The sequence below is a fragment of the Maribacter flavus genome, assembly GCF_008386635.1.
Taxonomy (GTDB): Bacteria; Bacteroidota; Bacteroidia; order Flavobacteriales; family Flavobacteriaceae; genus Maribacter; species Maribacter flavus.
Map to the genome: position 1 here is coordinate 11,884 of NZ_VUOE01000004.1, position 25,836 is coordinate 37,719.

Genomic DNA, 25,836 nt, shown 5'->3' on the forward strand with positions numbered 1-25,836 from the left:
CATGGAGAAAAAATTATCACATATCAATGCATCCGGAAATGCCGAAATGGTGGATGTTTCGGAAAAACAGAATAGTTCAAGGGTCGCCATTGCTTCCGGTAGGGTTCTATTTCCTACGGAAGTTTTTAAAGAATTGCAGCAGCAGGACTTTTTGGGAAAAAAGGGAAGCATTGTCCAGACTGCAGTCATTGCGGGGATACAGGGTGTCAAGAAAACATCGGAATTGATTCCGTTGTGCCATCAGATCAACCTGACAAAAATAGATGTGGATATCGTTCCAGGCGATAATCAATTTCTGATCACCTGTACCGTAAAGTGCGATGGAAAAACAGGGGTGGAGATGGAGGCACTTACCGGCGTTTCCGTGGCCGCCTTGACCTTATATGATATGTGCAAGGCATTGTCCCAGGATATTGTGATTTATACGATACAGTTAGAAAGAAAATCAGGAGGAAAAAATGACTACGAACGATAAGATTTATGGATTGGTGCTTTCCGGAGGGAAAAGCACCCGGATGGGTCAGGACAAAGGATTGATTTCCTATCACGGCGTGCCACAAAGGGAACATTTATTTCGCCTTTTGGAGGATGTTTGCGACAAAACCTTTATGAGTGTTCGGCACGATCAGCAAGCAGACATTCCGCCCACGCTCAATACCATTTTGGATAAAGACGAATTTCGAGGTCCCTACAATGGATTGTTATCGGCACATAAGGAATACCCAGGTGTTGCATGGTTGGTTTTGGCATGTGACCTTCCTTTGATAGACAAGGAATCCCTAAAGGAATTGATACACCATAGGGATTCAAAAAAAATTGCCACGGCCTTTGCACAAAGGGAAAATCCGCTACCCGAACCTTTGTGCGCCATTTGGGAGCCGGAAGCCTTACGAACTTCGATTGCCTATTTGGAAGCGGGCAATGGTACCTGTCCCCGAAAGTTTTTGATCAATAATGATGTACTGCTCGTATTTCCTAAAAGACCGGAAGTGTTGTTGAATGCCAACTCCCAAGAGGAGTATAAGGAAGCGGTACAAAAACTGGAAGCCTAATGGAAGGTAGGTACCATAGACAGACCATTTTGCCCGGTTTCGGGGAAAGGGGGCAAGCGGCTTTGGCAAAGGCCAGGATTCTTGTGGTAGGAGCCGGAGGCCTAGGCGTGCCCGTAATGACCTATCTGAATGCCATGGGAGTGGGCACCTTGGGAATAGTGGATGCCGATCTGGTTTCCAAGTCCAATTTACACAGACAAGTACTCTACACGGAGGCCATGATAGGTAAGTCAAAAGTGGAAATGGCAAAAGAACTATTATCGGCACAGAATACAACCACTTCAATCCATATCTATAAAACCTTTTTGGCACCGGATAATGCCGAAAAAATTATTGAAAATTATGATGTGGTAGTTGATGCTACCGATAATTTCCCTACCCGATATCTAATAAACGACGTTTGCTTACTTCAAAAAAAGCCTTTTGTATATGGAGCTTTGCACGGTTTTGAGGGACAGGTAAGTGTTTTTAACTACGAGAACGGACCTACATATCGATGTTTGTTTCCAAATATGCCGAAAGCCGATGAGGTTCCCAATTGCAACGAACATGGTATCTTGGGAATTCTTCCCGGGATTATTGGTAATTTGCAGGCCTTGGAAGTTGTAAAGATTGTCTGTGGATTGGACGGTGTACTAGCAGGGGTTTTGTTACTCTATGATGCGCTGTCGCAACGTATGCAGCGCATGAAATTCGGACTAAATCCTGACAATCTAAAAATAAACGGGGTCCAGGATTCTTATAATCTTGATTGCGAAGTAGTATTGGAGTCCGTTGAGGCAGTTGGAATCCAAAACCTTATAACGGATAAAAAAGTGTTGCTTTTGGATGTTAGGACGGAGCGGGAATTCCAAAGGAAGCATATTGACGGTGCTAAAAATATACCTTTAAACGAATTGGAAAAAAGAGCAGAGGAGGTGGCCATTGAAAAACCGGTGTATGTTATTTGTCAGTCGGGTATACGTAGTAGGAAGGCTGTTTTAATGTTGCAGGAATTGTCTCCTGAAGGAAAATATATCAACGTGGCCGGAGGTATGAACCAATTGAACTCCTATGCAACTACCTATTGAGCAATTCGCACTCTTATGTTGCGGTTTTTTTGTGGTGGCAACCTTATACTCTTCCGTGGGATTTGGAGGTGGTTCCAGCTACTTGGCCCTTTTAACGCTTTTTCTAGGGAGTTTTTTTGCCATACGATCTATTGCTCTTATTTGTAATCTGGTGGTGGTTTCTGGGAGCACCTATCTTTATTTTAAGAACGGACACGCCAAGTTGAAGGATTTTCTCCCTTTTATAATTACTAGTATTCCTTTGGCCTTTCTTGGAGCGTCGTTCCGCTTAAAGGAAAATATATTCTTTATTATTCTGGGTATCTCCTTGATTCTTTCGGCAACCTTTTTGGCATTACAAACCTTTAATTGGGCAAAGTCGGTACCGGAGACCAAAAAATATCCGGGTTACCTGAGCTATTTTTTAGGGGCCGGAATAGGTTTTCTATCGGGTTTGGTAGGAATTGGCGGGGGTATATTCCTGGCACCGATCTTAAACCATTTACGTTGGGACAAGGCCATTAAAATAGCGGCCTTGGCCAGTTTCTTTATTTTGGTCAATTCGGTATCGGGACTCATGGGATTGGTAACAAGTGATTCCTTGTTCCTCCCTTGGTTGGAAACCCTATGTCTTGGAATTGCCGTGCTATTGGGAGGTCAGTTGGGAATTCGTATCAGTTTGAAGCGACTTTCCGCGAATGGTATCAAACGGGTAACGGCACTATTGGTCCTGATTGTGGGAATTAGGGTGCTTTTGGTAAATGGATTCGGTGTCCTTTAAAATGAAAAGTGAAAAGTGAAAAATGGAAATTTAGAAGTAAGAATATAGATTTTAGAATGAAGTTAAACCTCAAATCTGAACCTTGAATTTTAGTGAAATAGTTGGATAGTGAAATAGTGAAATACCACTTGAACTAAAAGCGAACAACCACCAACGAACAACCACCAACGAACAACGAAAAGTGAAAAATTGAAATGAAAAATGATTTTTTTTGCTAAAGGCTAAAGGCTAAAGGCTAAAGGCTAAAGGCTAAAGGCTAAAGGCTAAAGGCTAACAGCGAAGAATGCAGAGTTAAGAGGTAAAAATTATTTCATTAGCCAACAACCAACAACCAACAACCAACAACCAACAACCAACAACCAACAACCAACAACCAACAACCAAAAGCCAAAAATAAACAACAGTGATTACATTTAAGGAAGCATTGCAAAAGGTATTGGAACATCCCCTGAATTTAGGGAGTGAACACGTACCGTTGATGGATAGTATGGGTCGGTATTTAGACGAACCCATTTATGCTGACAGGAATTTCCCTCCTTTCGACCGCGTAACCAAGGATGGAATTGCTATCCAATTTGATGCTGTTATAGGCAAAGTTGAAACACTGCGTATTGAAAACATTGCCAGTGCTGGTATGGCACAATGTACCCTTCAAGATGAAACGGCCTGTATCGAAGTCATGACGGGTGCCGTATTGCCCAAGCACACGGACACGGTCATAATGTACGAGCATCTAACCATTGAGAATAATCGTGTAACCATCAATGAAACGGTTACCAAGGGTCAGAATATTCACTATGAAGGGAGCGACGAAAGCAAGGGAACCCAAATATTGTCGAAAGGAACCAAAATAACCCCTGCCGAAATTGGGGTGATGGCCTCAGTGGGAAAATCGAATGTCTTGGTGAAAAAGGTCCCACGCGTATGCAGCATCGCTACAGGGAATGAATTGGTGGATGTTGATGTACTACCGGAACCCCATCAGATTAGAAAATCGAATAGTTTTACCATGGTATCGGCCCTATCCGATTTGCGAATCGAGGGAAGTTCCTTGCATCTTTTGGACGAAAAAAAAAGTATTGAAGATGGTCTTTCATCCGCCTTGCGTGAAAATGATGTCCTGTTGTTGAGTGGTGGCGTATCAAAAGGTAAGTTCGACTTTATACCGGAAGTGATGGAAACTCTAGGTGTGGAGCAGCTATTTCACCGGGTGGCGCAGCGCCCTGGAAAGCCCTTTTGGTTCGGTGTCCATAAGGAATTCAATACCGTTATATTCTCCTTCCCCGGGAATCCGGTATCGACCTTTGCCAATTATCATTTATATTTTTTGCCGTGGCTGTTTCGTTCCTGGGGAATCAAAATAGAAAATCAATATGCTCAAATGACTGTTGAACTTGATATTAAACCTCCCTTGACCCGGTTTATTCAGGTACGTACGCATTGGCTGGACAGCTGCCTCCAGGTTACACCGGTGGTGGAGAATGGCTCGGGTGATTTAACGAGTTTGTCCCGTGCCGATGGCTTTATTTGCCTAGAACCAAGAGATTTAAAATATACAAAAGGTGAGCTGGTATCTTTTATTTCCACAAGGTAAACTTTGTAATTGCTTTTTGCAAAAGATTACTATTTAATCTCTTATTATTGGAATGAACATAAAATGCTATCTTGGTTTTGCTATAAAGTAAACGATTATCATTCATATCTAAATAAAAGTAAAAATGAACCCCATTATTAAAAATATATTAGCAGTAATTACCGGAGTTTTAGTAGGAAGCATCGTAAATATGGGTATTGTCATGATTAGCGGTTCTATAATACCGCCGCCGGAGGGAGGAGATATTACAACCATGGAAGGATTGAAAGCGACAATACACTTGTTTCAACCAAAACACTTTATATTTCCTTTTCTCGCTCACGCATTAGGAACTTTGGTCGGTGCATTTGTAGCCGCCAAAATCGCAGCAGCACGTCCTTTATCCATAGGTTTGATAATTGGGGTTTTCTTTTTGATTGGAGGGATAATTAATATCACAATGTTGAACGGGCCAGTATGGTTTACTATTTTGGATTTGGTTGGAGCCTATTTGCCAATGGCGTATTTAGGTACAAGATGGGCAACTAGATAATGGAAACCATTTATTTTTAAAAAAAGTTATTTTCTTTCAGGCGAATTTTCCCCTACCTCATTGAAAGTTGCGCAAATACGACATTAAATAATTTGTGAACGTTTCTGACTAATTATCAAAGGGTAGAAACCTCTTACGCTCAACCGCTATGGAATCAACCTTTTGCTTAGTGTAATAGACAGGAAAATACTGGTCCTTGGCCCAAGGTTCAAACAGATTGCTATAAAAAGGACTTTCAGGATTGCCGGATTGCCCCGGGCCATTGGTAGCTTGTGCAGTATCCCAATCCCCGGTATTTACGATCATCCGGAAGGAGGCACCGCTCGACTGGTTGAGATTACCGCCTGTTGATCCCGGTGTCGTACCACTGCCGCCCCTAGGCAAAGGGCCTAGATTGAAAAGGGTGTCACGCATTGCTTTGTTGACAACTTTCCCCAAGGCATGCTCTATATATACGTGTTTGTTTTTTGCCTGACCGTACTGCCATTTTTCCATATCTGGACCCAATCTGTTTTCCAGGTTATCGATGGCTTGTTGAAAGGACTTTTTTAACAACTCGTTTCTATTTCCCTCTGTATCGCTCCCAAAAACTATTTTAGGATGTGAAACAAAGTCAATGATTGTTTTAAGTTGCAAGGAGGTCACAATATGTTTTGCTTCTTTGGGAATGACCAAATCTTCCATCATTTCTGCCAACGAATCCTCCCAAGTTACATAGATGGCCGCGGGAATGGAATTCGGGTTCAATGTAAAATTCCAATCCTCCAATTTCGTTTTGGCCTCTTGGTAGGTACCGTCCAACGTAATTTTATTTAGCAAGGGAACAAGTTCCTTTGCCGGAAGGGAAACATAATCGGTTTGTAAGGCTTTAAAATCCTCCATGGTAAAGTCCGATTTACTACTTAAAACCTCTTCGATCCTGTTGCCCCTGTAAGGATCCGACCATGAAAAGCCAATGGCATCCCAATGTTCATAATCGGGTGGGGTTACATTTTGGTTGGCGGTGGCAATAAAGCCTTTGTCGGGATTATGGTCGTTCGGTTTTTCAATAATGGGGAGATAGCCATCCCACTCATAGGTTCCATCCCCGGGAACCGGGACCAAACCGCTAAAATTTCTTCGGATAGGGGCAATGCCTACAGCTTGCCAGCCAATATTCCCTTCTTTGTCCGCCCAGACCATATTTTCCCCGGGAATATGGCTGTAGTTGCAGGCTTCCCGAAATTCTTCCCAATTTTTGGCCTGGTCCATTCGTAGGGATGCCAAGTACGGGGAGCCTCCAGGCTCCAACCAGGCACAACGAACGGCATAGGCAACGTTGTTTTCTGTATCGATCAGGGTTACAGGTCCATGTTGGGTGTAGTGTAGATTGACAATGGTGTCTTTTTGCCCTTTTATCTTAATGGTTTCCTGAATGGTTTTCATATCCACCCATGCTCCTTGGTATTTATACTGATTCTGATTTTCAGGATTGAGTTCATACACATAAAGGTCTTCACCATCGGTTTCAAAAACAGTCAATCCCCAAGCTCCATATTCATTATGTCCGATTGATATACCCGGGATTTCGGGTTCCCCTCCGCCAATAACATTCCAACCCGGAGCGACCAAGTGGGCCATATAGCGCAGGGAAGGTACCGCAATGGTTCTGTGGGGGTCATTGGCCATAAAGGTGTTGCCATCCTTGGTGCGGCTACCGTTAACTACCCAATTATTACTCCCAATAGACAGGGAATCCCTGTTTTTTTCCTGATTTTCGATAAGAAGGTTGGCCACTTCTTGGCCTCTGTATTCGGGTTGGATATCCTCCGGGGCGAACTTTACCGATTTTCTATAGGCATTGTAAAGCTCCAAAATATCCTGGGACAGAAGTTCCTTGTTAATTTTTTTGTCAATGGTCAAGTCAGGATCTTTGGGGTGTAACCAAAATAATTTCTTAGTCATTTGCGGTCCCATTTTTGCGACCGCCCTACCAATTTGTAACTCATCATTGATATTTCCCAACAAGCCTTGATGTCTGGATATCACCACCTCTGGCGTCCATTTTTGGGGAAGTATGTCCAATATCTTGAATTCTATGGGAAGGCTATCAGGATTTTGCAACACTTTGTCAATATAGGCATTCACTCCATCCGTATAAGCGGTTATGATTTCCACCCCATCTTCGTGATAGTGGTTCATTTCGGTTTCCATATCTCCTCGAAACTGGAAGAGTCGGGTGCCAATATCCCGCTTCAATTCACGTTCCCCAAGAATTTCCGCCACGGTACCCGTTGCCTGTCTACGCCATATTTCGAATTGGAAAAGTCGGTCCGCTGCCGCAGCGTACCCTTGGGCGAAGAAAAGATCATGTTGGTTATTGGCGTAAATATGGTTGATGCCCCATTGGTCCCTCACTATCTCTACGGGTTCTTTAAGACCGGCCAATTCCAAAGCATTTTCCGATGTTTTGTTTTTCTTACAGGAAAACAAAACCAATAGACCTAGGAAGAATATTTTTTTCATACGGAAAGATGTTATTTACACAAACAAAAAAGCCCGATAGCAGACCGAGCTTTTGTTGATTCTTAATTCGCTAACTATAAAGTCGATACCTACCGACTTAAATGTACACTTTTATAATCAGATTCCTAATCTGTGATTAGATTGATTATAGTTTCTGTCCCCTTGAGCGCAGTAGAAAGGTCGACAGAAACATCTCGACTGCGCTCGATGTGACACATAAATAGAGTCGCGACTTTTTAGACGGCCTCTTTGTTATTGTTTGGTTCAATGCCAATTCAGTCGATACCTACCGACTTAAATGTACAGTTTTATCTTTTTGGAAACGATTTATTCCCCCTCATATTTGCCCATGTATCGTTTCCACAATTCGGTTTGGTGAGTTTCAAGGGAAATATTCCTGCCATCAATAAACGCATGGGTCAATTGATTGGTGCTCATGTCCAAGGCATCTCCTTCCGAAATAAAAAGAGTGGCACTTTTACCTACTTCCAAGGTGCCGTAACTATCATCAATCCCTAATATCTTTGCGGAATTCCCGGTTATGAGCTGTAAGGCCTTTTCCTTATCCAATCCCTGTTGCCCTACTTGGCCAGCATAGAAAGGCAAGTTCCTAGTTTGGAAATTGGACGCTTCGTTGTTTTGTAGACCAACCAGCAGGCCGCTGTCCACCAAGAGTTTGGGAAGTTTGTAAGGAAGGTCATAATCGTCGTCATCAAAAACGGGAAGATTGTGGGTAAACTGAACCAAAACGGGAATATTGTTCTTTTTAAGGAAGTCGGTTATTTTGTAGGCTTCATATCCTCCTACCAATACAACTTCCTTGACTCCGTTGGTTTTTAGTGTGTTTACGGCATCGATGATTTCCTTTTCCCCATCGGCATATACATACATTTTTTGAGTTCCATCCAGAACACCCTGCATTGCCGCAAAGGCGGGGTTCATCTCCGTAGGTTTTCCTTTGCCATAGGCCACGGAATTTTTGAGGAACGTAACTACCGTTTCAACATCTTTGCTATAGTCCTTATTGGGTTGGTATCCTCTTTCCTCGCCCATCCACCAACGTCCCTGGCGGAAACTTCTTGGCCAGTTTAAATGTACGCCATCATCTACCTTGATGGCTGCGTCCTCCCAATTCCAAGCATCGAACTGCACTATAGAGGAGGTACCGGAAATTCTTCCGCCAGATGGCGCTATTTGTCCAAGCAGAACACCATTGGGCCGCATGCTTTCCACCACCTGGGATTCCGCATTGTAGGCGATGAGACTCCGCACGTGGGGAATTAGTTCCCCAATCTCGTCTTGGTCGTCCGTAGCGCGAACGGAATTGATTTCGATGAGCCCCAAGGTTTTTGCCGGGGCAATGAATCCAGGATAGACATGTTTTCCTGAGGCATCTATGATGTTGCCTTTACGGGCAATCTTCATTTTGGAATCCCCCACAAAGGTGAGTTTGCCATCTTCGAACATGATCAATGAACTTTCAATGACCTCGCCATTTCCCAAATGGGCCGTAGCTCCCTCTATGGTAATAGCTTCTGTCTGCTTAGCGGCAGGTGTCTGTTGCGCCGATACTGGCAAATACGTTGCAATTGCCAGTAGTAGTGTTAATATATTTTTCACACGTTTAAATTTTAGTAATTAGTTGATAATAAATAAATTATAAAATTAAGAACGTGTGCAACCACTCGCTGTACTCGTTCTCTCATTAAAAATTTTAAACATTCCCATTTATGAAGAAATTTTTAAAATTTTTTAATGCTCGTTTCATCTTATTAGGTATTTTCGATTTTAGAATTTTAAAGCGTTTCACAAGTGAACGTTTGTTTTACACTTTGTTTTGGACCTTGGGTCTTTTTGCCTCCGGCTTTCTCCTCCAACATCATTTTTACCAACTCGTTGCGTTCTTTTTTTATGGCTTCCCGCTGGGCTTTGTCCTTTTGCAAATCAAAGTAAGTGGTACCTTCAATGATGGTTTTTTCGGCTTTCGTATACACTGATAATGGATTGCCGGACCATAAAACAAGGTCAGCATCCTTTCCTTCCTTGATACTACCCACACGATCATCCAGATGAAGGAGCTTCGCCGGGTTGATGGTAACCATTTTCCAAGCTTCGAGTTCCGTCATACCTCCGTATTTGATGGTTTTAGCCGCTTCCTGATTCAAACGCCTCATCATTTCGCGATCGTCACTATTTATGGCGACCGTGACACCTTGTGAATGCATGATGGCGGCATTATAGGGAATGGCATCCTTTACTTCGTATTTGTAGGCCCACCAATCGCTAAAGCTTCCTGCCCCAACACCGTGCTCGGCCATTTTATCGGCTACCTTATATCCTTCCAAGATATGTGTGAAGGTATTGACCCTAAACCCAAAGTGCTCCGCAACTTTCATCATCATATTAATTTCGCTCTGTACATAGGAATGGCATGAAATAAACCGTTCACCATTGATAATTTCTGCCAATACTTCCATTTCTTCATCATAACGATAAGTCTGTCCGCTTTTTTTCTTTTCGTCGTACTCTTTGGCACGTTGAAAATAGTTCATGAACACCTGCTCCACGCCCATTCTCGTCTGCGGGAAACGGGAGTAGCTATCCCAATTGGACTGTTTTACGTTTTCGCCCAAGGCAAATTTTATAAACTTGGGGGAGTTATCGTAGATAAGACCATCCGCTTCCTCACCCCATTTTAATTTTAGGATGGCCGAACGACCCCCAATAGGGTTTGCGGAACCGTGCAATAACTGAATCGAAGTAACCCCACCCGCCAGACTATGGTAAATTCCCATATGTTCAGGATCTACAACATCTTCCATTTTCACTTCTGCCGAGCTATTATGACCTGCTTCATTGACGGCAAGTGCCGCAATATGGCTGTGTTCGTCAATGATTCCGGCAGTTAGGTGTTTGCCTGTGGCATCGATGACCTTGGCGCCGCTGGCTCCCAAATTGGTGCCTATTTTAGCGATTTTTCCATTTTTGACCAACACGTCCGTATTTTCCAAAATTCCCGCTTCCTCACTGGTCCAGACCGTGGCATTTTTGAACAACAAATTTTCCTGCTTGGGTTTGGAGGTATAGCCGTAGCCCACATTTGGAAAGGTAACCGGCATTACCTTGGGAGCATCGGAAGCATCGCTGTCATCTTTGGATTTTTCCTCAAAACCTGATTTTTTGTTGGCCATAAAGGAGGTTTCCGTTCCGTCCGGCAATATCAACCTGCCGGAAAGATTGTCGGTATCCGGAAGCACCGCTCCTATCATCCGGTAGGTTTTGGCACCTTTATCGGCGGAAAAAGAAAAGGTCAGCCAATCATTTTCATAGGATATTTTTGAATCCAGTTTTACGGTATCCAGCTTTACCTCCATTTTGGGCTTTGCGAGTTCGCCAGTTATGGAAATATCATAGGTTTTACCTTCGGTAGTCAGGGTATAGTCACCCCGTATGTCCGTGATGTCCTTATTGTTGATGCTATTTTTATTCCCTTGTACCCAGTTTTCATAAAGGGTCGTGGACTTGTCAAAAATATCTCCCGATGTAATCAGGAAGTTTGCATGCGCCCCTTTTTTTAGGGTTCCAAGTACATTTGATTTTCCCAATATTTCGGCAGGAACCGTAGTTAGCGCCTCTAGGGCCTTAGTTTTGGGTAGGCCATATTCTATAGCCTTCATCAGGTTATCCTTGAATTTTGACATGGATTTTAGTTCGTAGGGTGTCAGGGAAAAAGTGACCCCATTTTCGGCCAGCACTTTCGGATTGGTGGGGGCCTGGTTCCAGTAGCGCATATCCTCCAAGGATACATACCCTGCCTGATAAGGGTCGGAAACATCATAGGCATCCGGAAAATTCAAGGGGATTATGAACTTGGCGTTGGTGGCCTTTATTTCATCAATGCGCTCAAACTCATTTCCACCGCCTAGAATGGTATATTGAATACCATAGGCGTCCCCAATTTTATCGGCACGTAGGTCGTTGCCCTTATCCTTGGCCTCAAAGATTTGGACCAGTCCCTTGTTTTTTATTAATGCCTCCAAGGATCGATCCGTTGTGGATGCATTTCCGTTTGCATACCAATTTGCGTCACTATACATCTGGCGCAACAAGGCTAGCGCACCCATTAGGGAGGTGGGGTAGGACTGTTGTTTGGTAACACTCTTTTCCAACGAAAAATATTGGGCGGATCTATCATCCAGTACCCTGTTGGCATCTGTACCCGCATTGTTCAGGGCGATGAGTACACCCGTACCCCGAGCGATTCCATCGTGGGTATGCGAATTCACCGCACCAAAACCCGCTTCAATCAATTCCTTCGCTTCTTTTTCGTCATACTTGAAACTGCCAATGGCATCGTTTTCGGGCATGATATGGTCGTTCCAGTAAAACCCTTCCCGAGTGGGCTCAAATTGCGGGGAACGTCTTCCACCACTGCTCCGTTTTGGTTGTTCTATCCCAAACTTGGAATAAATATCTATAAAGGAAGGGTATATCGATTTTCCGTTTAAATCCACCACGATTGTATTTTGTGGTAGTGTTACGGATGCGCCAACATTGACCACTTTGCCGTTTTGGATGAGCAGCGTTCCTTTTTGAATGACTTCAGTAGGGGTCACAAAAATCTTGGCGTTCGTAAAGGCCGTAAAATTATTGTTGTTCGCTTTCACGCCTTCACTTTCAGGGAAGTAATCCTGAGAAAAGAGGAGGGCACCACACCAAAATAGGCATAGTGAAAAAATAAGTTTTTTCATTTTGAGTTCGTTTGATTAGTCTTTTTAAAATTAAGGTTTAATCCCTGCTATCCGATGATTTTAGTTTTTTTTAACACTTAAAACGGCCAAATTGTGTGACTTTGAACCCAGCTATTAAAATTTGGAAAATTTTATATCAAATTGATATAAATAGTATCAAATTGCTAAAGGTTTTACTCGTTTTGGTAAGCTAATTTTAAAATTGCCGGTCTTCTAAAGCGGATATTTTTTGTGATAGGCTATCACAAGGGAAACCACCCCGTTGTAACTTCTAATACCCTGTTCTTGATTGTTCGCCTTTAAAAAGGAATTGAAGATCGATTTGAATACGGGTTCCAAGGGGTTTTCATATTGTTCCCAAAACAGGGCCATTTCCTCAAAATTGGCCCGGACACCTGGATGGAGTTTTTGGAACATTCGGTCGAAAGTTTCTCTATTTCCACGCCGTACATCGCTGAGACAATATCCCATGACATAAGCATATGCTGCATATTGAAAATAGGGGTCCTTGTTTTTTGATGTTACCAAGTATCCAATGAAATTGGTCTCATTTTCGGCTGAATAGCCCAATTGATGGCCAATTTCGTGTCCGGTGACAATGGGAAACCTAAAATTGGGCAAGATGCCGTTTACCTGGGCTTCATTGGTAAATGGGTTCAAGTAACCCGCGTAGCCCATATAGGTGAGTCCGGTGCTAAAAAGTGAGGTTTTCACGCTTGGATGTTCGTATCCCAAAAAACCGAATTCCTTGGCAAGCTCTTGATAACCTTCAATGCTCATTTGAAACATTTCATTTTGGGAATAGGGAATGTTCACTTTTTCAAGGGTATCGCCAACCACATATTCTTGTATGGAATTTGTTTTTTGGATAAGCCTTTCCGTAAAGTCCAATAATTCTTGATAATCCTTGGTTTCGGTCAAACCCAATTTCTCCGATAGCGGTCTGCGATAATAATTAAATCCCCATGCCAGATGGAATGTCAGGTAGGCAATGGAGAGCACCATTATTACATTCCTTAGAAACTTCAGTTTTTGTGTTTTGATAAATGTCCATCGTCGGTATAGGTAAAAAATGGCTGTACATATTAGAAGGAAATAGAGTAGGTCGCCCACGGAAAAAGGAATCCAACCAAAGAGCCATCTGAAAAATCCGGATATATGGGGATAGAGCCCCATGCTGTAATAGGATTCAATGAAATCTGTGTTTTGGCCCAACCATTTTACAAGGATAATTTGGGGAATCAAGGAAACCGCGATTACGGTTTTTAAGGACATCTTCATGATTTCAAAAATAGGGATTTGATTTTATGGTATGTATTTTTACTGAAAAATTTCAATCTTATGGAAAACCAAATACTCGAATTAGCACCTAAAACCGTTTGGAAGAACTTTTCAAGATTGAATGCGGTTCCCAGACCTTCCAAAAAAGAGGAAAAGGTGATCCAGTTTATGGTCGATTTTGGAAATGCATTGGGTCTGGAAACCTTAACGGATGCCGTAGGAAATGTCATTATCCGGAAGCCAGCAACAGCTGGTATGGAACAAATAAAAACCGTCACCCTTCAGTCCCATTTGGATATGGTACACCAGAAAAACGCGGAAACCGACTTCGATTTCGAGAATACCGGGATTCAAATGTTTGTTGCCGGCGATTGGGTAAAAGCTAAGGGAACCACTTTGGGAGCTGACAATGGTATGGGGGTCGCTGCCATTATGAGCTTGTTGGAATCCACGGAAATTGCGCATCCGCCCCTGGAAGCCTTGTTTACCATAGACGAGGAAACCGGAATGACGGGAGCTTTTGGATTAAAGGGTGGTCAGTTACAAGGGGAAATTCTGTTGAATTTGGATACCGAAGAGGACGATGAAATCGATATTGGTTGTGCGGGGGGCATTGATGTCACAGCAACCAAATCTTATGATCAGACTCCTAGAATATCGGGGGAAGTCGGCCTGAAAATTACCTTAAAAGGACTTGCCGGGGGCCATAGCGGTATGGATATCCACAAGGGTCTGGGCAATGCCAATAAAATAATGAATCGGTTGTTGTTCCATGGAAATGAATACGATTTTAGAATTTCTGAAATACATGGTGGGGGCCTTAGAAATGCCATACCCAGGGAAAGCGAATGTCTGTTAAATGTGGACGAAAACCAGCTGCCCGCATTTTTGGAAAAATTGAAGACCGAAGCACAAGCTATCAAAACCGAATTGGCGGTGGTGGAACCGAAACTGGATATTCACTTTGAGACAGTCAATCATCCTTTTGAAAAATTGATGGAATTGGAACAGCAGGAGCAGCTATTAAAAACTATTTACGGGCTTCATAACGGGGTTTACCGAATGAGTGCCAACATGGAAGATTTGGTGGAGACGTCCAACAATGTGGCAAAGGTGACCGTTGCCAATGGCACGATAGAAATTGGTTGTTTGACACGTTCTTCGATTGAATCCGGAAAAATGGATTTGGCCAATGCTTTAAAATCGGTATTTGAACTTGGGGGCTTTTCTGTTACATATTCTGGGTCCTATCCCGGATGGAATCCCAATATGGATTCTGAAATACTCAAGATTGTCACATCGGTGTATACAAAACTTTTTGATGCCAAACCCCGTGTGGTTGCCTGTCACGCCGGATTGGAATGTGGGATATTAGGACAAAATTATCCGAGGATGGATATGGTCAGTTTTGGACCCACCATCAAAGGGGCCCATTCTCCCGATGAACGCGTAAGCATCTCCTCCGTACAGAAATTCTGGAAGTTTTTACTGGAGGTACTAAGTCAGATACCTTTAAGGACGTGACGGGTTTGTTTTTTTAGACCTGACAGGCTTCCAAAACCTGTCAGGTCTTTACATGTACTATTCCTGTATTCCCGTAATCTCCAAATCAAACACCAAATCTGAATTGGGAGGTATGGGTCCGGACCCCTGCGCTCCGTATCCAAGATGTGGAGGTATGAAAAGACGTACCTTGTCCCCAACGTTCATGCTTAATAGACCTTCCCTGAAACCGGCTATTAAAGGTGATTCTGGACTGTAGTCCATAGGTATCGGCATGTAGCCGCCTCCCTGTAAACGTCGCTCATCGAACATGTCATATTTTCTGGCAACTTCTTCATAATTACTGTCAAACAAAGTACCATCCTCCAGATAACCGGCATACATTACGCCAACTTTTTGGCCTACTGTGGGTTTTTCGCCAGCGCCTTCGTTCAAAACAAGAATTTTTAGACCGGATTCCAAGGTTTTTGCCTCTTGCTTTTGAGTTTCCAAAGTGGATGAGAACTCCGATTTCATTTTTTCGATTTCGGCCCTTTTTGCGGCTTTTTCCTTTTCAATGGTAGCAAGACGTTCTTCCTCCCCGTCAAAATACTCTGTCATTATTTTTACGGCATCGAATTTTTTCGCTTCCTTTCCATTACGAATGATTTCAATGGTATTCATTTTTACGGGTTCCAAGGGCTTATTATTTCCGGGGGATACCTGTACGCCTGCGATGGAATCCACCACTTCCAGACCCTCTACAACTTCACCAAAAACACTGTGCCTGTTATCCAACCATGGGGTAGGAGCATGGGTGATGAAGAACTGGCTTCCGTTGGTCGCAGGCCCTGAATTGGCCATGGAAAGTATCCCCTTTTTATCATGGATGAGAGAGTCGTTGAACTCGTCCATAAATTTATAGCCCGGATTCCCGGTACCCGTAGCCAATGGATCTCCACCCTGTATCATAAAGTCCTTCATCACACGGTGGAAGGTAAGTCCGTCATAATACTTTTTCCCTTTGAACTGTTCACTAACAAAAGGGTTGTTGCCTTCGGCCAAGGATACAAAATTGGCCACCGTAACTGGTGTTTTTTCATGCTCCAGTTTCACGATAATATCGCCATGGGTGGTTTTGATATCGGCGAAAAGGCCATCGCCCAAATCCGCTCTCTGACTGGTTTTACAGCTTGCCATAAGCAAGACAAGGGCCGCCCATAGGTATGTTTTCTTTATCATAATATTTATTCTTCTAAATTATCCTGTTGTTTTTCTATGTTTAAAATTGTAATCGTCGATTTAAGGGGCACATTGGTGCCTATTTTATTATTGTCGCCATGATATCCGTAAGCTATGGACGAGGGGAAAAGGAAAGTGGCCTTTTCGTTTTCCTTTAACAACTTTACCGCCGCTCTAAGGCCCAGAAACAATTCCTGTTTGTCCACCTTATAAGTAAATGTTCCTATCTCATCTTCGGAATACAAGGTGTCGTTATCCAAGGTCAGAAGATTATATTTCATGGTAACAATATCATCCGTTTGGGGGGTATACTCCGTTGAGTCGTTCACCCTAAGGTAATGATACCAGGAACCGGAAGCACTATGGGTGTAATGCTTTAAAGAATCAATCTTTATGATTTCATGGATTTTTTTTTCTTCGGCCTCCAACAATTTTCTACTCCTTTCAATGGATTCCTTGAAATAACTGCCGCTTTTTCGCTGGACCGGTTTGCGAGGTTCAGGACCCTGACATCCATAAAGTAAAATGAAAACGAGAAGTACTCCAAGGGTTCTCATGCTGTCAACTCTTTTTTATAGTTGGGTAATAGGGATATAAAGTAATCGATGGTCTCTTGCAAGGATTTTTCGCTTTTGCCGCCAGCGGCATTGGTATGTCCGCCTCCCTCAAAGTGGTTCCGTGCAAATTCGTTCACTGAAAAATCGCCTACGGACCTAAAGGAAATTTTAAAGATCCCTTCATCCTTATTCTCGATAAAAATAACCGCAAAACGAATATTGTTCAAGGTAAGGCCATAATTCACGAAGCCCTCCGTATCCCCTTTTTCATAGTCGTACCTATCAAGTTCTTCTTGGGTCAACGTAATATAGGCCGTGTTGAATTCTTCAAGAATGACCATGTTCTTTAGGGCACAGCCCAAAAGGTGCAATCGGCTAGGCGAGTTGGTATCGTAGACTTTCTCGTGGATGGCCGTATTATCGGCCCCTTTGTCCATAAGTTCCGCAACGATGCGATGTGTCTTACTGGTAGTAGCCTTAAACTTGAAGGAGCCGGTATCCGTCATAATACCCGTATATAAGCAGTTTGCTATATCGCTGTCGATGAGATCACGGTCACCCATGGCATCGATGAGGGTGTAGACCATTTCGCAAGTAGAGCTCATGGTTACATCGGAATAAGTGATGTCCGCATAGTCCGAAGGTTGCTGGTGATGGTCCACCATGATGAATTGTGCCGATGCATTTTCCAAACATTCCGCCATTTGGCCTACACGTCCAAAGTCGTTAAAATCCAACGTGAAAATCAAATCGGCATTTTCGATATACTTTTTTACTTCCGTATTATGCCTTTCAAAGTTCAAGATTTCAGTGGCCCCGGGCATCCATTTCAGGAACTTTGGAAAATCATTTGGAGCGAGAACTTGGGTTTCATGACCTTTTTTTGACAGATAATGGGAAAGTGCCAGGGTGGAACCAATGGCGTCCCCATCCGGATTTTTATGCGGTACAATGGCAATCCTTTTTGAAGAGGAAAGCAATTTCTTCAACGCCGTTACTTGCTCAAAATTCATGGGCGCAAAGATACAATTTAAAAGGAAAGCGAATACAGGACCCCCGTTCTTTTCAAAAGGCATATTCTTTGAGTATACCACTATAAAGTTGTGGTTCTATGGGAAAAGCGTATTTTTGCGCAAAATTTTAGAATAAATGACTACAAATAGAACATTTACCATGATTAAGCCCGATGCTGTTGAAAATGGACACATTGGAGCTATTTTGGAAAAAATCACGGCGGCCGGATTTAAGATCATCGCCATGAAATATACCCAGTTAAGCGTACGGGACGCACAGGAATTTTATGCCATACACAAAGAAAGGCCTTTCTTTGGGGAGTTGGTGGAATTTATGACACGCGGCCCCATCGTTTCCGCCATATTGGAGAAGGAGAACGCCGTGGAGGATTTTAGGGCCTTGATCGGTGCTACCAATCCTGCCGAAGCTGCGGAAGGTACCATCCGAAAGATGTTCGCTACGGATATTGCGGAAAACGCCATACATGGTTCTGATAGTGATGCCAATGCCGCTATCGAGGGCGCGTTTCATTTTTCCGGTAGGGAAATATATTGATAGGAAAATTTAATTTAAGAAAGTAAGGCTGTTCAAATAATGATTTGGACGGCCTTTTTTGTGGCCTTCGCTTTGCTCCGGGAGACCGTATTGGCTTTTTGGTTGTTCGTTATTTATTATTCGTTGCTCGTTGCTCGTTGTAGGTAGTAGCTAGACGCCTTGTGATGAACGCTTTACGCTGAGCTTTTCGCTTAAGGCTTATAGCTTTTGCACAAAATTGTACATTGTAAACTTTTTACTGTAAACTCCTACTGTTTACTGCCAACTGTTAACTTATAACTGGTAATTGTTCATTGCCAAATGCACACTTAATACTGGCAACTGAAACATGCTAACGGCAAACTGCTACTGATTTCTGTTCAACGCAGCACCAATTTTTTTATGAGCTCTTTGCCCAACTCTTCGTTCAGCATGGTGATAATCTTGGTCTTTCCATGGCTTAGTTCTTCCCGTAGCACGGAAGAAGATAGGGAAACGAACAGCGTGTCCCTTTTAAGTTCCACATCCGTCGTATAATTTAATACCCCATTGCCCATAAGATTGGCCCACGCCGTACGAACATCCACCTTGTCCATTCCTTCCTGCAGGTTGTTCTTTTTTATGAAGGCCGATAAGGCATCCTGCATGCTCAAATGGTCGTTTTCTCTTCGGGGCATGGTCAATCCAGTTTTATAGGTTCAAAGCGTTTGAAACGATATAGGATTCCTTCCGGATTTTCAACGGAAAATGAATCTTCTGATAAAGATAACAACCTTTCCTGCCATTCGCTCAATGGATTTTCATAGCGCAAATAAAAAACACCGTTTTCTTCAAAAATATTAAAGGGTTCCGCATCATCCGAAGTTTCAAACGTACCATCGAACCGGGGCACCATTTTTTTTCGAAACCCGTTATTCTCGTTGAGCTCGATATAGTCAACCACGGTATTCATGGGGTATTCCTTTTTGTTGCCATTAGGGAATTCCACTTCCTGGATTTCCCAGTATCCGTTCAAATGATGTAAATCCTCCATGGCAATCCTGTCATTGCAGGAAACTCCTAATAGCATTAGTAGAAACAGCAACCTGTACATGGTTCAAAGTTTAAAAATTTTATACGACTGGTGTATTTTTTTTACAACGGCTTCGGTACGGTCGGCATGGGTGTCACTCACAAAAATCTGCCCAAAGTTTTCCTTGTTCACCAAGGAAATGATGTGGGAGACCCTGTTTTCATCCAGCTTGTCAAAAATATCGTCCAAGAGTAAAATGGGATTGGTCTTCGACAAATTGCGCATAAAATGGAACTGGGCAAATTTTAAGGCGATCAAAAAGGACTTTTGTTGGCCTTGGCTTCCAAATTTCTTGATGGGATACTCCCTAATGGAGAAATTTAAATCGTCCTTGTGAATACCCACGCTTGTATACTGCAAGGCTCTGTCCTTTTCCAAATGTTCCTGCAAAAGCGTGCCCAGGTTTTGGGAGAACAGTTTGCTGTCGTAGGTAAGGTTTACATCTTCGATATTGTTTGTGATGGCCTTGTACTGCTCCTTGAAAATGGGTATGAAGTCCTCCAAAAATTTCACCCGCTTTTTGAATAGTTCCGTACCGTAATTTTCCAATTGTCCGTTGTAAACGGATAACGTGGTCTTGTCAAAAGTATGGTTGGCGGCAAAGTACTTTAAAAGCGCGTTTCTTTGCGAGAGGACTTTGTTGTAATTTATCAGGTGTTGTAGGTACTCCTTGTCCGACTGGGCAATGACCCCATCCATAAATTTTCGGCGGACATCGCTCCCTTCCAAAATCAGGTCCCTGTCGGCCGGGGAAATGATCACCAATGGCAATACCCCAATATGGTCCGCAAATTTCTCGTACGGTTTTCCGTTTCGTTTGATGATTTTTTTATTTCCTTTTTTTAAGCTACATACGATTTTTTCTTCTTTGTCCTCCTTTTGAAAATGCCCTTCTATTACAAAGAAATCGGCATCATGCTTTATGTTTTGGGAGGAAACGGGGTTAAAGTAGCTCTTGCCAAAGGACAGATGGTAAATGGAATCCAGGATATTGGTTTTTCCAACGCCATTGTCCCCCACAAAACAGTTGATCTTGGAATCAAACTCCAGATTTTTGGATTCAAAGTTTTTGTAGTTCAGAAGGGAAAGGCTCTTTAAATACATTAAAAGATTCGAGTTTTTATTGCGCAAAGGGCATCCATTGCTTGGACTTCCAAAAATAACGAATAAATACACTATTGGATTTCAATAAAAACTTTATTTTTGCGCGACCAATAAAAATAGAGATGGCAACATACAAGAAAAGAGGATTTAAGCCCAAAACAAAGGTTGAGGCTCAGGAGTTTGAAGAGCAGGAAAGTACTACCGCGGAAGTTTTTAGTTCCTTGGATGAAGGTGCTTCCAGGACCGAAGAATGGGTTTCCAAGAATCAGAATTACATCTTAGGAATCATTGGTGTGGTCGCCGTAGCCGTATTGGGGTATTTGGCCTATAATCAATTTGTATTGAAGCCAAAGGAAGCCAACGCCGCCAACGAAATGTATTATCCGCAGCAGTATTTTGACCAGGCCTTGAACAGCACCACGGCAAAGGATTCCCTGTTCACGCTTGCCTTGGAAGGTGCGGAAGGTAAATACGGTTTCTTGGACATCATTGAGGAATACAGTGGTACCAAGGCAGCCAATTTGGCCAATTATTCCGCAGGCATGTCCTACTTGAACATGAATAAGTACCAGGAAGCCATTGATTATTTAGAGGATTTTAAATCCGATGATGCCATTTTAGGGGCTCTGGCAAAAGGAGGTCTTGGAGATGCCTTTATGCAATTGGACCAACCCTCCGATGCTTTGGGCTATTATGAGGCCGCTTTCAAGCACAGCGATAACGAATATACAACGCCCAAATTCCTGTACAAGGCCGGGGTCACTGCCTTGGAAATGGGAAATAAGACAAAAGCTTTGGAGTACTTTCAAAGAATCAAGGACGAATTTTCGGGTTCCCAAGCGGCCACTTCCATCGATGCTTTTATCGGCATAGCCAAAACTGGCGCATAATGGCCACGGAGAACAAAAATCTATCGGAATACGATAAGGATACCATCCCAAACGCGAAGCATCTTCGGTTTGGGATTGTTGTTTCTGAGTGGAATTCCAACATCACGGAAGGGCTGTACCAAGGGGCCGAAACGGCCTTGTTGGATTGCGGTGCGCAGGCGTCCAATATCATACGGTGGAACGTTCCGGGAAGTTTCGAGCTTACCTATGGCTGTAAAAAACTGATACAACAGGAAAAACCGGACGCGGTCATTGCCATAGGGAGTGTCATACAGGGCGAGACCAAACATTTTGATTTTGTCTGTAGTGCTACCGCCCAGGGTATCAAGGACCTCAATGTACAATTGAATGTTCCCGTCATTTTTTGTGTCCTAACGGACAATACCATGCAACAGGCCATTGACCGAAGTGGTGGAAAACACGGTAATAAAGGTGCCGAAGCTGCCATCGCGGCAATAAAAATGGCCGTATTGGGCAAGTAGCCGTTTCCTTTTCTTTCAAGCCCGTTTTTCCCATAACATAGTAAGAAATCCAGATTGCCAGGTAATGTGGCGTGTTAACAAATTTTGGGGATTCTTGTAAGGGGCTTTTTGCTATTTTGAGTAACTTTGAAGCTATGGGATTTCTGAGTAAAATAACGCGTTTACGAAAAAACAGAAGGTTCGAGTACAATCCTAGATTTTATGACGATAAGGGCAAAGGAAGCCCCTACCGGATAGAGCCCAAGTTTGATCAGTTTCGAAGTACCCTCAACAATCAACGGGGTTTGAAGAACAAGATCAGCAATGCCCTGGAAGATTCCCGAAGACAGGGCGATAGAAACGTAAAAATCCGATTCGTGATTATCTTGGCCATTCTCATTTTGATTTTCCTATATATAATTGATTTCGATCTCTCCATATTTTTTTCCTGATAATGGCGGATATTATTAGACTTTTACCCGATCACGTTGCCAACCAAATCGCAGCGGGAGAAGTAGTGCAACGACCGGCCTCCGTGGTAAAGGAGTTGCTGGAAAACGCCATTGACGCCCAATCGACCGACATAAAATTGATCGTAAAGGATGGGGGGAAAACCTTGATTCAAGTGGTGGACAATGGCATTGGCATGAGCGATACGGATGCCCGTTTGAGTTTTGAACGGCACGCTACCTCCAAAATCCAAAAGGCCGAAGACCTTTTTAACTTGCATACCAAAGGTTTTAGGGGCGAGGCATTGGCGTCCATAGCGGCCATTGCACACGTGGAAATGATGACACGTATCGCTGAGGATGAGGTAGGTACCCATATAAAAATTGAGGGCAGTAGGGTTATAAGTCAGGAAGTTGCCGTAGTGCCCAAAGGGACTTCCATGATGGTAAAAAATCTCTTTTTCAATATTCCGGCACGGCGTAATTTTTTGAAGTCGGATCAAGTGGAATTCAGGCATATTACGGATGAATTTCACAGGGTGGCTCTGGCGCATCCGCAGGTTTCGTTCAGTTTTTATAATAATGGCAGTGAGGTCTTTAATCTTCCTGCCAATGATTTTAGAAAGCGCATCGTTCAGATTTTTGGGCGAAAGACCAACGAGAAATTAGTACCTGTAAACGAGGAAACCCAGGTGGTGAAAATTACAGGATACGTCCAAAAGCCGGAATTTGCCAAAAAGAGTAGGGGGGAGCAGTTCTTTTTTGCCAATGATAGATTCATCAAGAGTCCATATTTGCACCACGCCGTTTTGGGCGCCTTTGAGGGATTGATAAAACCGGGAATGCATCCGGGTTATTTTATTTGTCTGGAAGTGGATCCGGCAACCATAGACATCAATATACACCCCACAAAGACCGAAGTTAAGTTCGATGACGAGCATACCCTGTACGCGTATTTAAAATCGACCATAAAGCATAGTTTGGGCCAGTTCAATGTGGCCCCGTCCTTGGATTTTGAAAAGGACCAAAATTTGGAGACCCCATACGATTTTAGGGACAAAGCGGTATCGCTGCCCAGTATAACGGTCGACTCCAGTTTTAATCCCTTTGAGAAATCGGGAACCAATAACGCATCCGGGTATTCCCGACAACCGAGTGCCAAGGGATGGGAAAGCATTTACCACGGCTTGGAACGAAAATTGCCCCAGCGGGACATAGGTATCCTGGAAATGGAATCCGAAGGTATCAATAACACTATTTTTGATACTTCGGTGGAAACCCAGGAATCTGTAACGACTACCTTTCAGCTACGAAAGAAATACATTGTTTCCACCATAAAGTCCGGGATGTTGATCATCAACCAGAGCAGGGCACACCAAAGGGTGCTTTACGAAAGGTTTTTAAAGAATATAACCATCAAGGAGGCGGTGAGCCAACAATTATTGTTCCCGCTGAATCTAAATTTTACCCGGGGCGAAATATCCATACTGAAGGAAATAAAAGAAAGTCTTTGTGCGGTGGGATTTGTCTTTGGCGATATTACCCCCGAAACGGTGGAAGTGAAAGGCGTGCCCGTAGTGGTTACGGAAAGTGAGGTGCAAATGGTTATGGAACAGCTCATCTCAGATTTCCAAATGGAAGTTGCCGAAGATAGTTTTTCACAGGTGGATATGTTGGCAAAGACCTTGGCCAAGACCCTATCCGTTAAGACCGGGGAGGTGTTGGACGACCGTTCGCAGGTAGGTTTGGTAAACGACCTCTTTGCCTGCAAGGAAAGTGCCCTGAGCCCATTTAACAAACGTACCTATACCACGATTACAGAAACCGATATTGATAGAAAATTTATATAAATGAGCAGACTAACCGAGGCGATAAAGCACTTATTGATCATCAATATTTTATTTTTTGTTGCCACACAGATTTATGGGGACCAAATGTATCAATGGTTCTCGCTTTGGTTTCCAAAAAACGAGAATTTCGCAATCTGGCAAATTTTGACCCATATGTTCATGCATGGTGGGTTTATGCATATCCTCTTCAATATGTACGCCCTTTACGCATTTGGAACACCCTTGGAGCGTATGTGGGGTCGAAATAAGTTTCTGTTCTTTTATTTTTCCGCGGGATTAGGGGCAGCCTTGCTCCATACCGGGGTCAACTATTATTACTTTCAGGAAGGACTCAATGCCATCGTTAGTTCCGGAGTATCGGAAAGTTCTGTTATGGACATTGTTACTAGGGGGCAGTACAATACGGAGTGGTATAACATAGCTGGAAAATCAACTGTCGACAATTTTTTAAGCGCCTATCACACACCGGCCGTTGGTGCTTCCGGGGCCATTTATGGTGTATTGGTGGCCTTTGGGATGTCCTACCCCAACAGTGAACTTTTCCTAATTTTTCTTCCGGTTCCCATCAAGGCAAAGTATTTCATTCCCGTATTGATCGGTTTGGATTTGTTTTCAGGGATTACGGGCTATGGAATTTTCGGACAGGGAATTGCACATTTTGCCCATGTTGGAGGTGCGCTTGTAGGTTTTATAATGATGTGGTATTGGAAAAAGAATCAGTTTAACAATAATCGCTGGGACAGATAATGGCAGGATTCGATTTAAAATATCAATATGCACGCTTAAGTGTGGCCGAGAAGCTTATCGCGATCAACGTGGTGGTATATATTGTCAACGCACTTATTCCATTTCTATTTGGCTTCTCCAAAAATGCGATTGTCCAATGGTTTGAGCTGCCCAATGATTTCTTCGGGTTTTTGATGCAGCCCTGGTCCATTATTACGTATTCCTTTTTTCATGGCGGACTGGGACACTTGTTCTGGAACATGCTGCTTATTTTTTTTGTAGGCCGAATTTTTTTGAACCTTTTTGATGGTAGACGGTTTTTAAACGTATACTTTTTGGGCGTTATCCTTGGGGGCTTATTTTTTATGCTGGGCTATAACATATTTCCGGCATTCTTCAACGTGAACGCCGCATTGATTGGCGCCTCGGCCGGTGCGAGTGCCATTCTTATCTTTATTTGCACCTATATTCCCAACCAGGAAGTACGGGTCATTTTCTTCAATGTAAAGCTCTGGTATATTGGGGTATTCGTTATTTTGATGGATTTGATCCAACTGCCCACCAGCGGGAATGCAGGGGGGCATTTGGCCCATTTGGGAGGTGCTTTGCTGGGATATCTGTACGCCAGTCAATTGTTCAAGGGCAATGATATAGGGGCCGGGTTTTCAAATTTTTTTGACAGTATTGCCAATCTATTCAAGCACACCGAAAAAAAGGCTCCCTTAAAAACGGTATACAGGAACCAAAGTGCCCCTTCCAATAGAAGTACAACCGATTATGATGCCCAGAGCAAGCAGAAAAAAATTGATGCCATTTTGGACAAAATCAGCAAGTCCGGTTATGAAAGTCTTTCTAAAGCGGAAAAGGACTTTCTTTTTAAGGCAGGTAAGGAATAGATTCAAATTGGCGT

General features: G+C 43.1%; 24 protein-coding genes. 14 read left to right on the forward strand and 10 right to left on the reverse strand.

Annotated features, from left to right (window positions below; translation table 11 throughout):
- Position 1: 1 nt before the first annotated feature.
- From moaC to F0361_RS18000, 6 genes are all read left to right on the forward strand, one after another.
- Positions 2–475, forward strand: a complete 474-nt coding sequence (moaC, locus tag F0361_RS17975) for a cyclic pyranopterin monophosphate synthase MoaC (protein ID WP_154920788.1) — start codon at positions 2–4, stop codon at positions 473–475.
- Positions 459–1,052, forward strand: a complete 594-nt coding sequence (gene mobA, locus F0361_RS17980) for a molybdenum cofactor guanylyltransferase (RefSeq protein ID WP_154920789.1) — start codon at positions 459–461, stop codon at positions 1,050–1,052. The genes moaC and mobA overlap by 17 nt, the downstream gene beginning before the upstream one ends.
- Positions 1,052–2,122 carry a HesA/MoeB/ThiF family protein gene (locus F0361_RS17985; RefSeq protein ID WP_154920790.1) on the forward strand — a complete coding sequence of 357 codons (1,071 nt, stop codon included), beginning with the start codon at positions 1,052–1,054 and terminating at the stop codon, positions 2,120–2,122. Before mobA ends, F0361_RS17985 begins: the two co-directional genes overlap by 1 nt.
- Complete coding sequence (locus F0361_RS17990; RefSeq protein WP_154920791.1) at positions 2,106–2,882, forward strand: sulfite exporter TauE/SafE family protein; 777 nt, start codon at positions 2,106–2,108, stop codon at positions 2,880–2,882. The genes F0361_RS17985 and F0361_RS17990 overlap by 17 nt, the downstream gene beginning before the upstream one ends.
- A 403-nt stretch (positions 2,883–3,285) precedes the next feature.
- Positions 3,286–4,476 (forward strand): molybdopterin molybdotransferase MoeA, encoded by a 1,191-nt coding sequence (locus F0361_RS17995; protein ID WP_154920792.1) that lies wholly within the window; start codon positions 3,286–3,288, stop codon positions 4,474–4,476.
- Between the two features lie 124 nt (positions 4,477–4,600).
- Positions 4,601–5,008 (forward strand): hypothetical protein, encoded by a 408-nt coding sequence (locus F0361_RS18000; RefSeq protein WP_154920793.1) that lies wholly within the window; start codon positions 4,601–4,603, stop codon positions 5,006–5,008.
- A 108-nt stretch (positions 5,009–5,116) separates the two neighbouring features.
- On the opposite strand, the gene F0361_RS18005 is transcribed toward F0361_RS18000, so the two are convergent.
- From F0361_RS18005 to F0361_RS18020, 4 genes are all read right to left on the reverse strand, one after another.
- Positions 5,117–7,513, reverse strand: a complete 2,397-nt coding sequence (locus F0361_RS18005) for a penicillin acylase family protein (protein ID WP_154920794.1) — start codon at positions 7,511–7,513, stop codon at positions 5,117–5,119.
- 327 nt (positions 7,514–7,840) lie between these two features.
- Positions 7,841–9,133, reverse strand: coding sequence for an amidohydrolase family protein (locus tag F0361_RS18010; RefSeq protein WP_154920795.1), 1,293 nt, complete (start codon positions 9,131–9,133; stop codon positions 7,841–7,843).
- 176 nt (positions 9,134–9,309) lie between these two features.
- Positions 9,310–12,264 (reverse strand): amidohydrolase family protein, encoded by a 2,955-nt coding sequence (locus F0361_RS18015; RefSeq protein WP_154920796.1) that lies wholly within the window; start codon positions 12,262–12,264, stop codon positions 9,310–9,312.
- Positions 12,265–12,477: 213 nt separating this feature from the next.
- Positions 12,478–13,539 (reverse strand): DUF3810 domain-containing protein, encoded by a 1,062-nt coding sequence (locus F0361_RS18020; RefSeq protein ID WP_317131749.1) that lies wholly within the window; start codon positions 13,537–13,539, stop codon positions 12,478–12,480.
- Between the two features lie 66 nt (positions 13,540–13,605).
- Here F0361_RS18020 and F0361_RS18025 point away from each other — a divergent pair, with 66 nt between their 5' ends.
- On the forward strand, positions 13,606–15,069 hold the full coding sequence (locus F0361_RS18025; RefSeq protein ID WP_154920798.1) for an aminoacyl-histidine dipeptidase: 1,464 nt from the start codon (positions 13,606–13,608) through the stop codon (positions 15,067–15,069).
- A 57-nt stretch (positions 15,070–15,126) separates the two neighbouring features.
- Here the strand turns inward: F0361_RS18025 and F0361_RS18030 are convergent, their stop codons facing one another.
- From F0361_RS18030 to F0361_RS18040, 3 genes are read right to left on the reverse strand one after another with little or no spacing between them, the layout of a single operon-like run.
- Entirely contained in the window at positions 15,127–16,266 is a 1,140-nt protein-coding gene (locus tag F0361_RS18030; RefSeq protein ID WP_394349881.1) for a peptidylprolyl isomerase, read from the reverse strand.
- A gap of 8 nt (positions 16,267–16,274) precedes the next feature.
- Positions 16,275–16,826 carry a gliding motility-associated peptidyl-prolyl isomerase GldI gene (gene gldI, locus F0361_RS18035; protein WP_154920800.1) on the reverse strand — a complete coding sequence of 184 codons (552 nt, stop codon included), beginning with the start codon at positions 16,824–16,826 and terminating at the stop codon, positions 16,275–16,277.
- Entirely contained in the window at positions 16,823–17,839 is a 1,017-nt protein-coding gene (locus F0361_RS18040; RefSeq protein WP_154920858.1) for a DHH family phosphoesterase, read from the reverse strand. The genes gldI and F0361_RS18040 overlap by 4 nt, the downstream gene beginning before the upstream one ends.
- Positions 17,840–17,975: 136 nt before the next feature.
- Here F0361_RS18040 and F0361_RS18045 point away from each other — a divergent pair, with 136 nt between their 5' ends.
- A complete protein-coding gene (locus F0361_RS18045) occupies positions 17,976–18,395 on the forward strand; it encodes a nucleoside-diphosphate kinase (RefSeq protein WP_138259404.1) in 420 nt (139 codons plus the stop codon).
- A 359-nt stretch (positions 18,396–18,754) separates the two neighbouring features.
- Here F0361_RS18045 and F0361_RS18050 read toward each other — a convergent pair whose 3' ends face one another.
- The 3 genes from F0361_RS18050 to recF are packed head-to-tail and all read right to left on the reverse strand — an operon-like array spanning position 18,755 to position 20,550.
- The gene (locus F0361_RS18050; RefSeq protein WP_154920801.1) at positions 18,755–19,051 is read right to left on the reverse strand and encodes a DUF721 domain-containing protein; all 297 of its coding nucleotides are present in this window, start codon (positions 19,049–19,051) and stop codon (positions 18,755–18,757) included.
- A gap of 2 nt (positions 19,052–19,053) precedes the next feature.
- Positions 19,054–19,467: a hypothetical protein gene (locus tag F0361_RS18055; RefSeq protein ID WP_154920802.1), complete on the reverse strand. Its 414-nt coding sequence runs from the start codon at positions 19,465–19,467 to the stop codon at positions 19,054–19,056.
- A gap of 3 nt (positions 19,468–19,470) precedes the next feature.
- Entirely contained in the window at positions 19,471–20,550 is a 1,080-nt protein-coding gene (gene recF, locus F0361_RS18060) for a DNA replication/repair protein RecF (RefSeq protein WP_154920803.1), read from the reverse strand.
- Between the two features lie 122 nt (positions 20,551–20,672).
- On the opposite strand from recF, the gene F0361_RS18065 reads away from it, so the two are divergent.
- From F0361_RS18065 to F0361_RS18090, 6 genes are all read left to right on the forward strand, one after another.
- Entirely contained in the window at positions 20,673–21,440 is a 768-nt protein-coding gene (locus F0361_RS18065; RefSeq protein ID WP_154920804.1) for a tetratricopeptide repeat protein, read from the forward strand.
- Entirely contained in the window at positions 21,440–21,922 is a 483-nt protein-coding gene (gene ribH / locus F0361_RS18070) for a 6,7-dimethyl-8-ribityllumazine synthase (RefSeq protein WP_154920805.1), read from the forward strand. The genes F0361_RS18065 and ribH overlap by 1 nt, the downstream gene beginning before the upstream one ends.
- Positions 21,923–22,056: 134 nt before the next feature.
- Positions 22,057–22,353 carry a riboflavin synthase subunit beta gene (locus F0361_RS18075; protein ID WP_154920806.1) on the forward strand — a complete coding sequence of 99 codons (297 nt, stop codon included), beginning with the start codon at positions 22,057–22,059 and terminating at the stop codon, positions 22,351–22,353.
- A gap of 2 nt (positions 22,354–22,355) precedes the next feature.
- Complete coding sequence (mutL, locus tag F0361_RS18080) at positions 22,356–24,200, forward strand: DNA mismatch repair endonuclease MutL (protein WP_154920807.1); 1,845 nt, start codon at positions 22,356–22,358, stop codon at positions 24,198–24,200.
- Entirely contained in the window at positions 24,201–24,947 is a 747-nt protein-coding gene (locus tag F0361_RS18085) for a rhomboid family intramembrane serine protease (RefSeq protein ID WP_138259412.1), read from the forward strand. It abuts the gene before it with no gap.
- Entirely contained in the window at positions 24,947–25,822 is an 876-nt protein-coding gene (locus F0361_RS18090; RefSeq protein WP_154920808.1) for a rhomboid family intramembrane serine protease, read from the forward strand. Before F0361_RS18085 ends, F0361_RS18090 begins: the two co-directional genes overlap by 1 nt.
- Positions 25,823–25,836 lie beyond the last annotated feature (14 nt).

Bases quoted from the DNA above. Each gene is read 5' to 3' on its own strand.
- moaC (WP_154920788.1), top strand. From the start codon at position 2: ATGGAGAAAAAATTATCACATATCAATGCATCCGGAAATGCCGAAATG.
- mobA (WP_154920789.1), top strand. From the start codon at position 459: ATGACTACGAACGATAAGATTTATGGATTGGTGCTTTCCGGAGGGAAA.
- F0361_RS17985 (WP_154920790.1), top strand. From the start codon at position 1,052: ATGGAAGGTAGGTACCATAGACAGACCATTTTGCCCGGTTTCGGGGAA.
- F0361_RS17990 (WP_154920791.1), top strand. From the start codon at position 2,106: ATGCAACTACCTATTGAGCAATTCGCACTCTTATGTTGCGGTTTTTTT.
- F0361_RS18000 (WP_154920793.1), top strand. From the start codon at position 4,601: ATGAACCCCATTATTAAAAATATATTAGCAGTAATTACCGGAGTTTTA.
- F0361_RS18005 (WP_154920794.1), bottom strand. From the start codon at position 7,513: ATGAAAAAAATATTCTTCCTAGGTCTATTGGTTTTGTTTTCCTGTAAG.
- F0361_RS18015 (WP_154920796.1), bottom strand. From the start codon at position 12,264: ATGAAAAAACTTATTTTTTCACTATGCCTATTTTGGTGTGGTGCCCTC.
- F0361_RS18020 (WP_317131749.1), bottom strand. From the start codon at position 13,539: ATGTCCTTAAAAACCGTAATCGCGGTTTCCTTGATTCCCCAAATTATC.
- F0361_RS18025 (WP_154920798.1), top strand. From the start codon at position 13,606: ATGGAAAACCAAATACTCGAATTAGCACCTAAAACCGTTTGGAAGAAC.
- gldI (WP_154920800.1), bottom strand. From the start codon at position 16,826: ATGAGAACCCTTGGAGTACTTCTCGTTTTCATTTTACTTTATGGATGT.
- F0361_RS18040 (WP_154920858.1), bottom strand. From the start codon at position 17,839: ATGAATTTTGAGCAAGTAACGGCGTTGAAGAAATTGCTTTCCTCTTCA.
- F0361_RS18045 (WP_138259404.1), top strand. From the start codon at position 17,976: ATGACTACAAATAGAACATTTACCATGATTAAGCCCGATGCTGTTGAA.
- F0361_RS18050 (WP_154920801.1), bottom strand. From the start codon at position 19,051: ATGCCCCGAAGAGAAAACGACCATTTGAGCATGCAGGATGCCTTATCG.
- F0361_RS18055 (WP_154920802.1), bottom strand. From the start codon at position 19,467: ATGTACAGGTTGCTGTTTCTACTAATGCTATTAGGAGTTTCCTGCAAT.
- recF (WP_154920803.1), bottom strand. From the start codon at position 20,550: ATGTATTTAAAGAGCCTTTCCCTTCTGAACTACAAAAACTTTGAATCC.
- F0361_RS18065 (WP_154920804.1), top strand. From the start codon at position 20,673: ATGGCAACATACAAGAAAAGAGGATTTAAGCCCAAAACAAAGGTTGAG.
- ribH (WP_154920805.1), top strand. From the start codon at position 21,440: ATGGCCACGGAGAACAAAAATCTATCGGAATACGATAAGGATACCATC.
- F0361_RS18075 (WP_154920806.1), top strand. From the start codon at position 22,057: ATGGGATTTCTGAGTAAAATAACGCGTTTACGAAAAAACAGAAGGTTC.
- mutL (WP_154920807.1), top strand. From the start codon at position 22,356: ATGGCGGATATTATTAGACTTTTACCCGATCACGTTGCCAACCAAATC.
- F0361_RS18085 (WP_138259412.1), top strand. From the start codon at position 24,201: ATGAGCAGACTAACCGAGGCGATAAAGCACTTATTGATCATCAATATT.
- F0361_RS18090 (WP_154920808.1), top strand. From the start codon at position 24,947: ATGGCAGGATTCGATTTAAAATATCAATATGCACGCTTAAGTGTGGCC.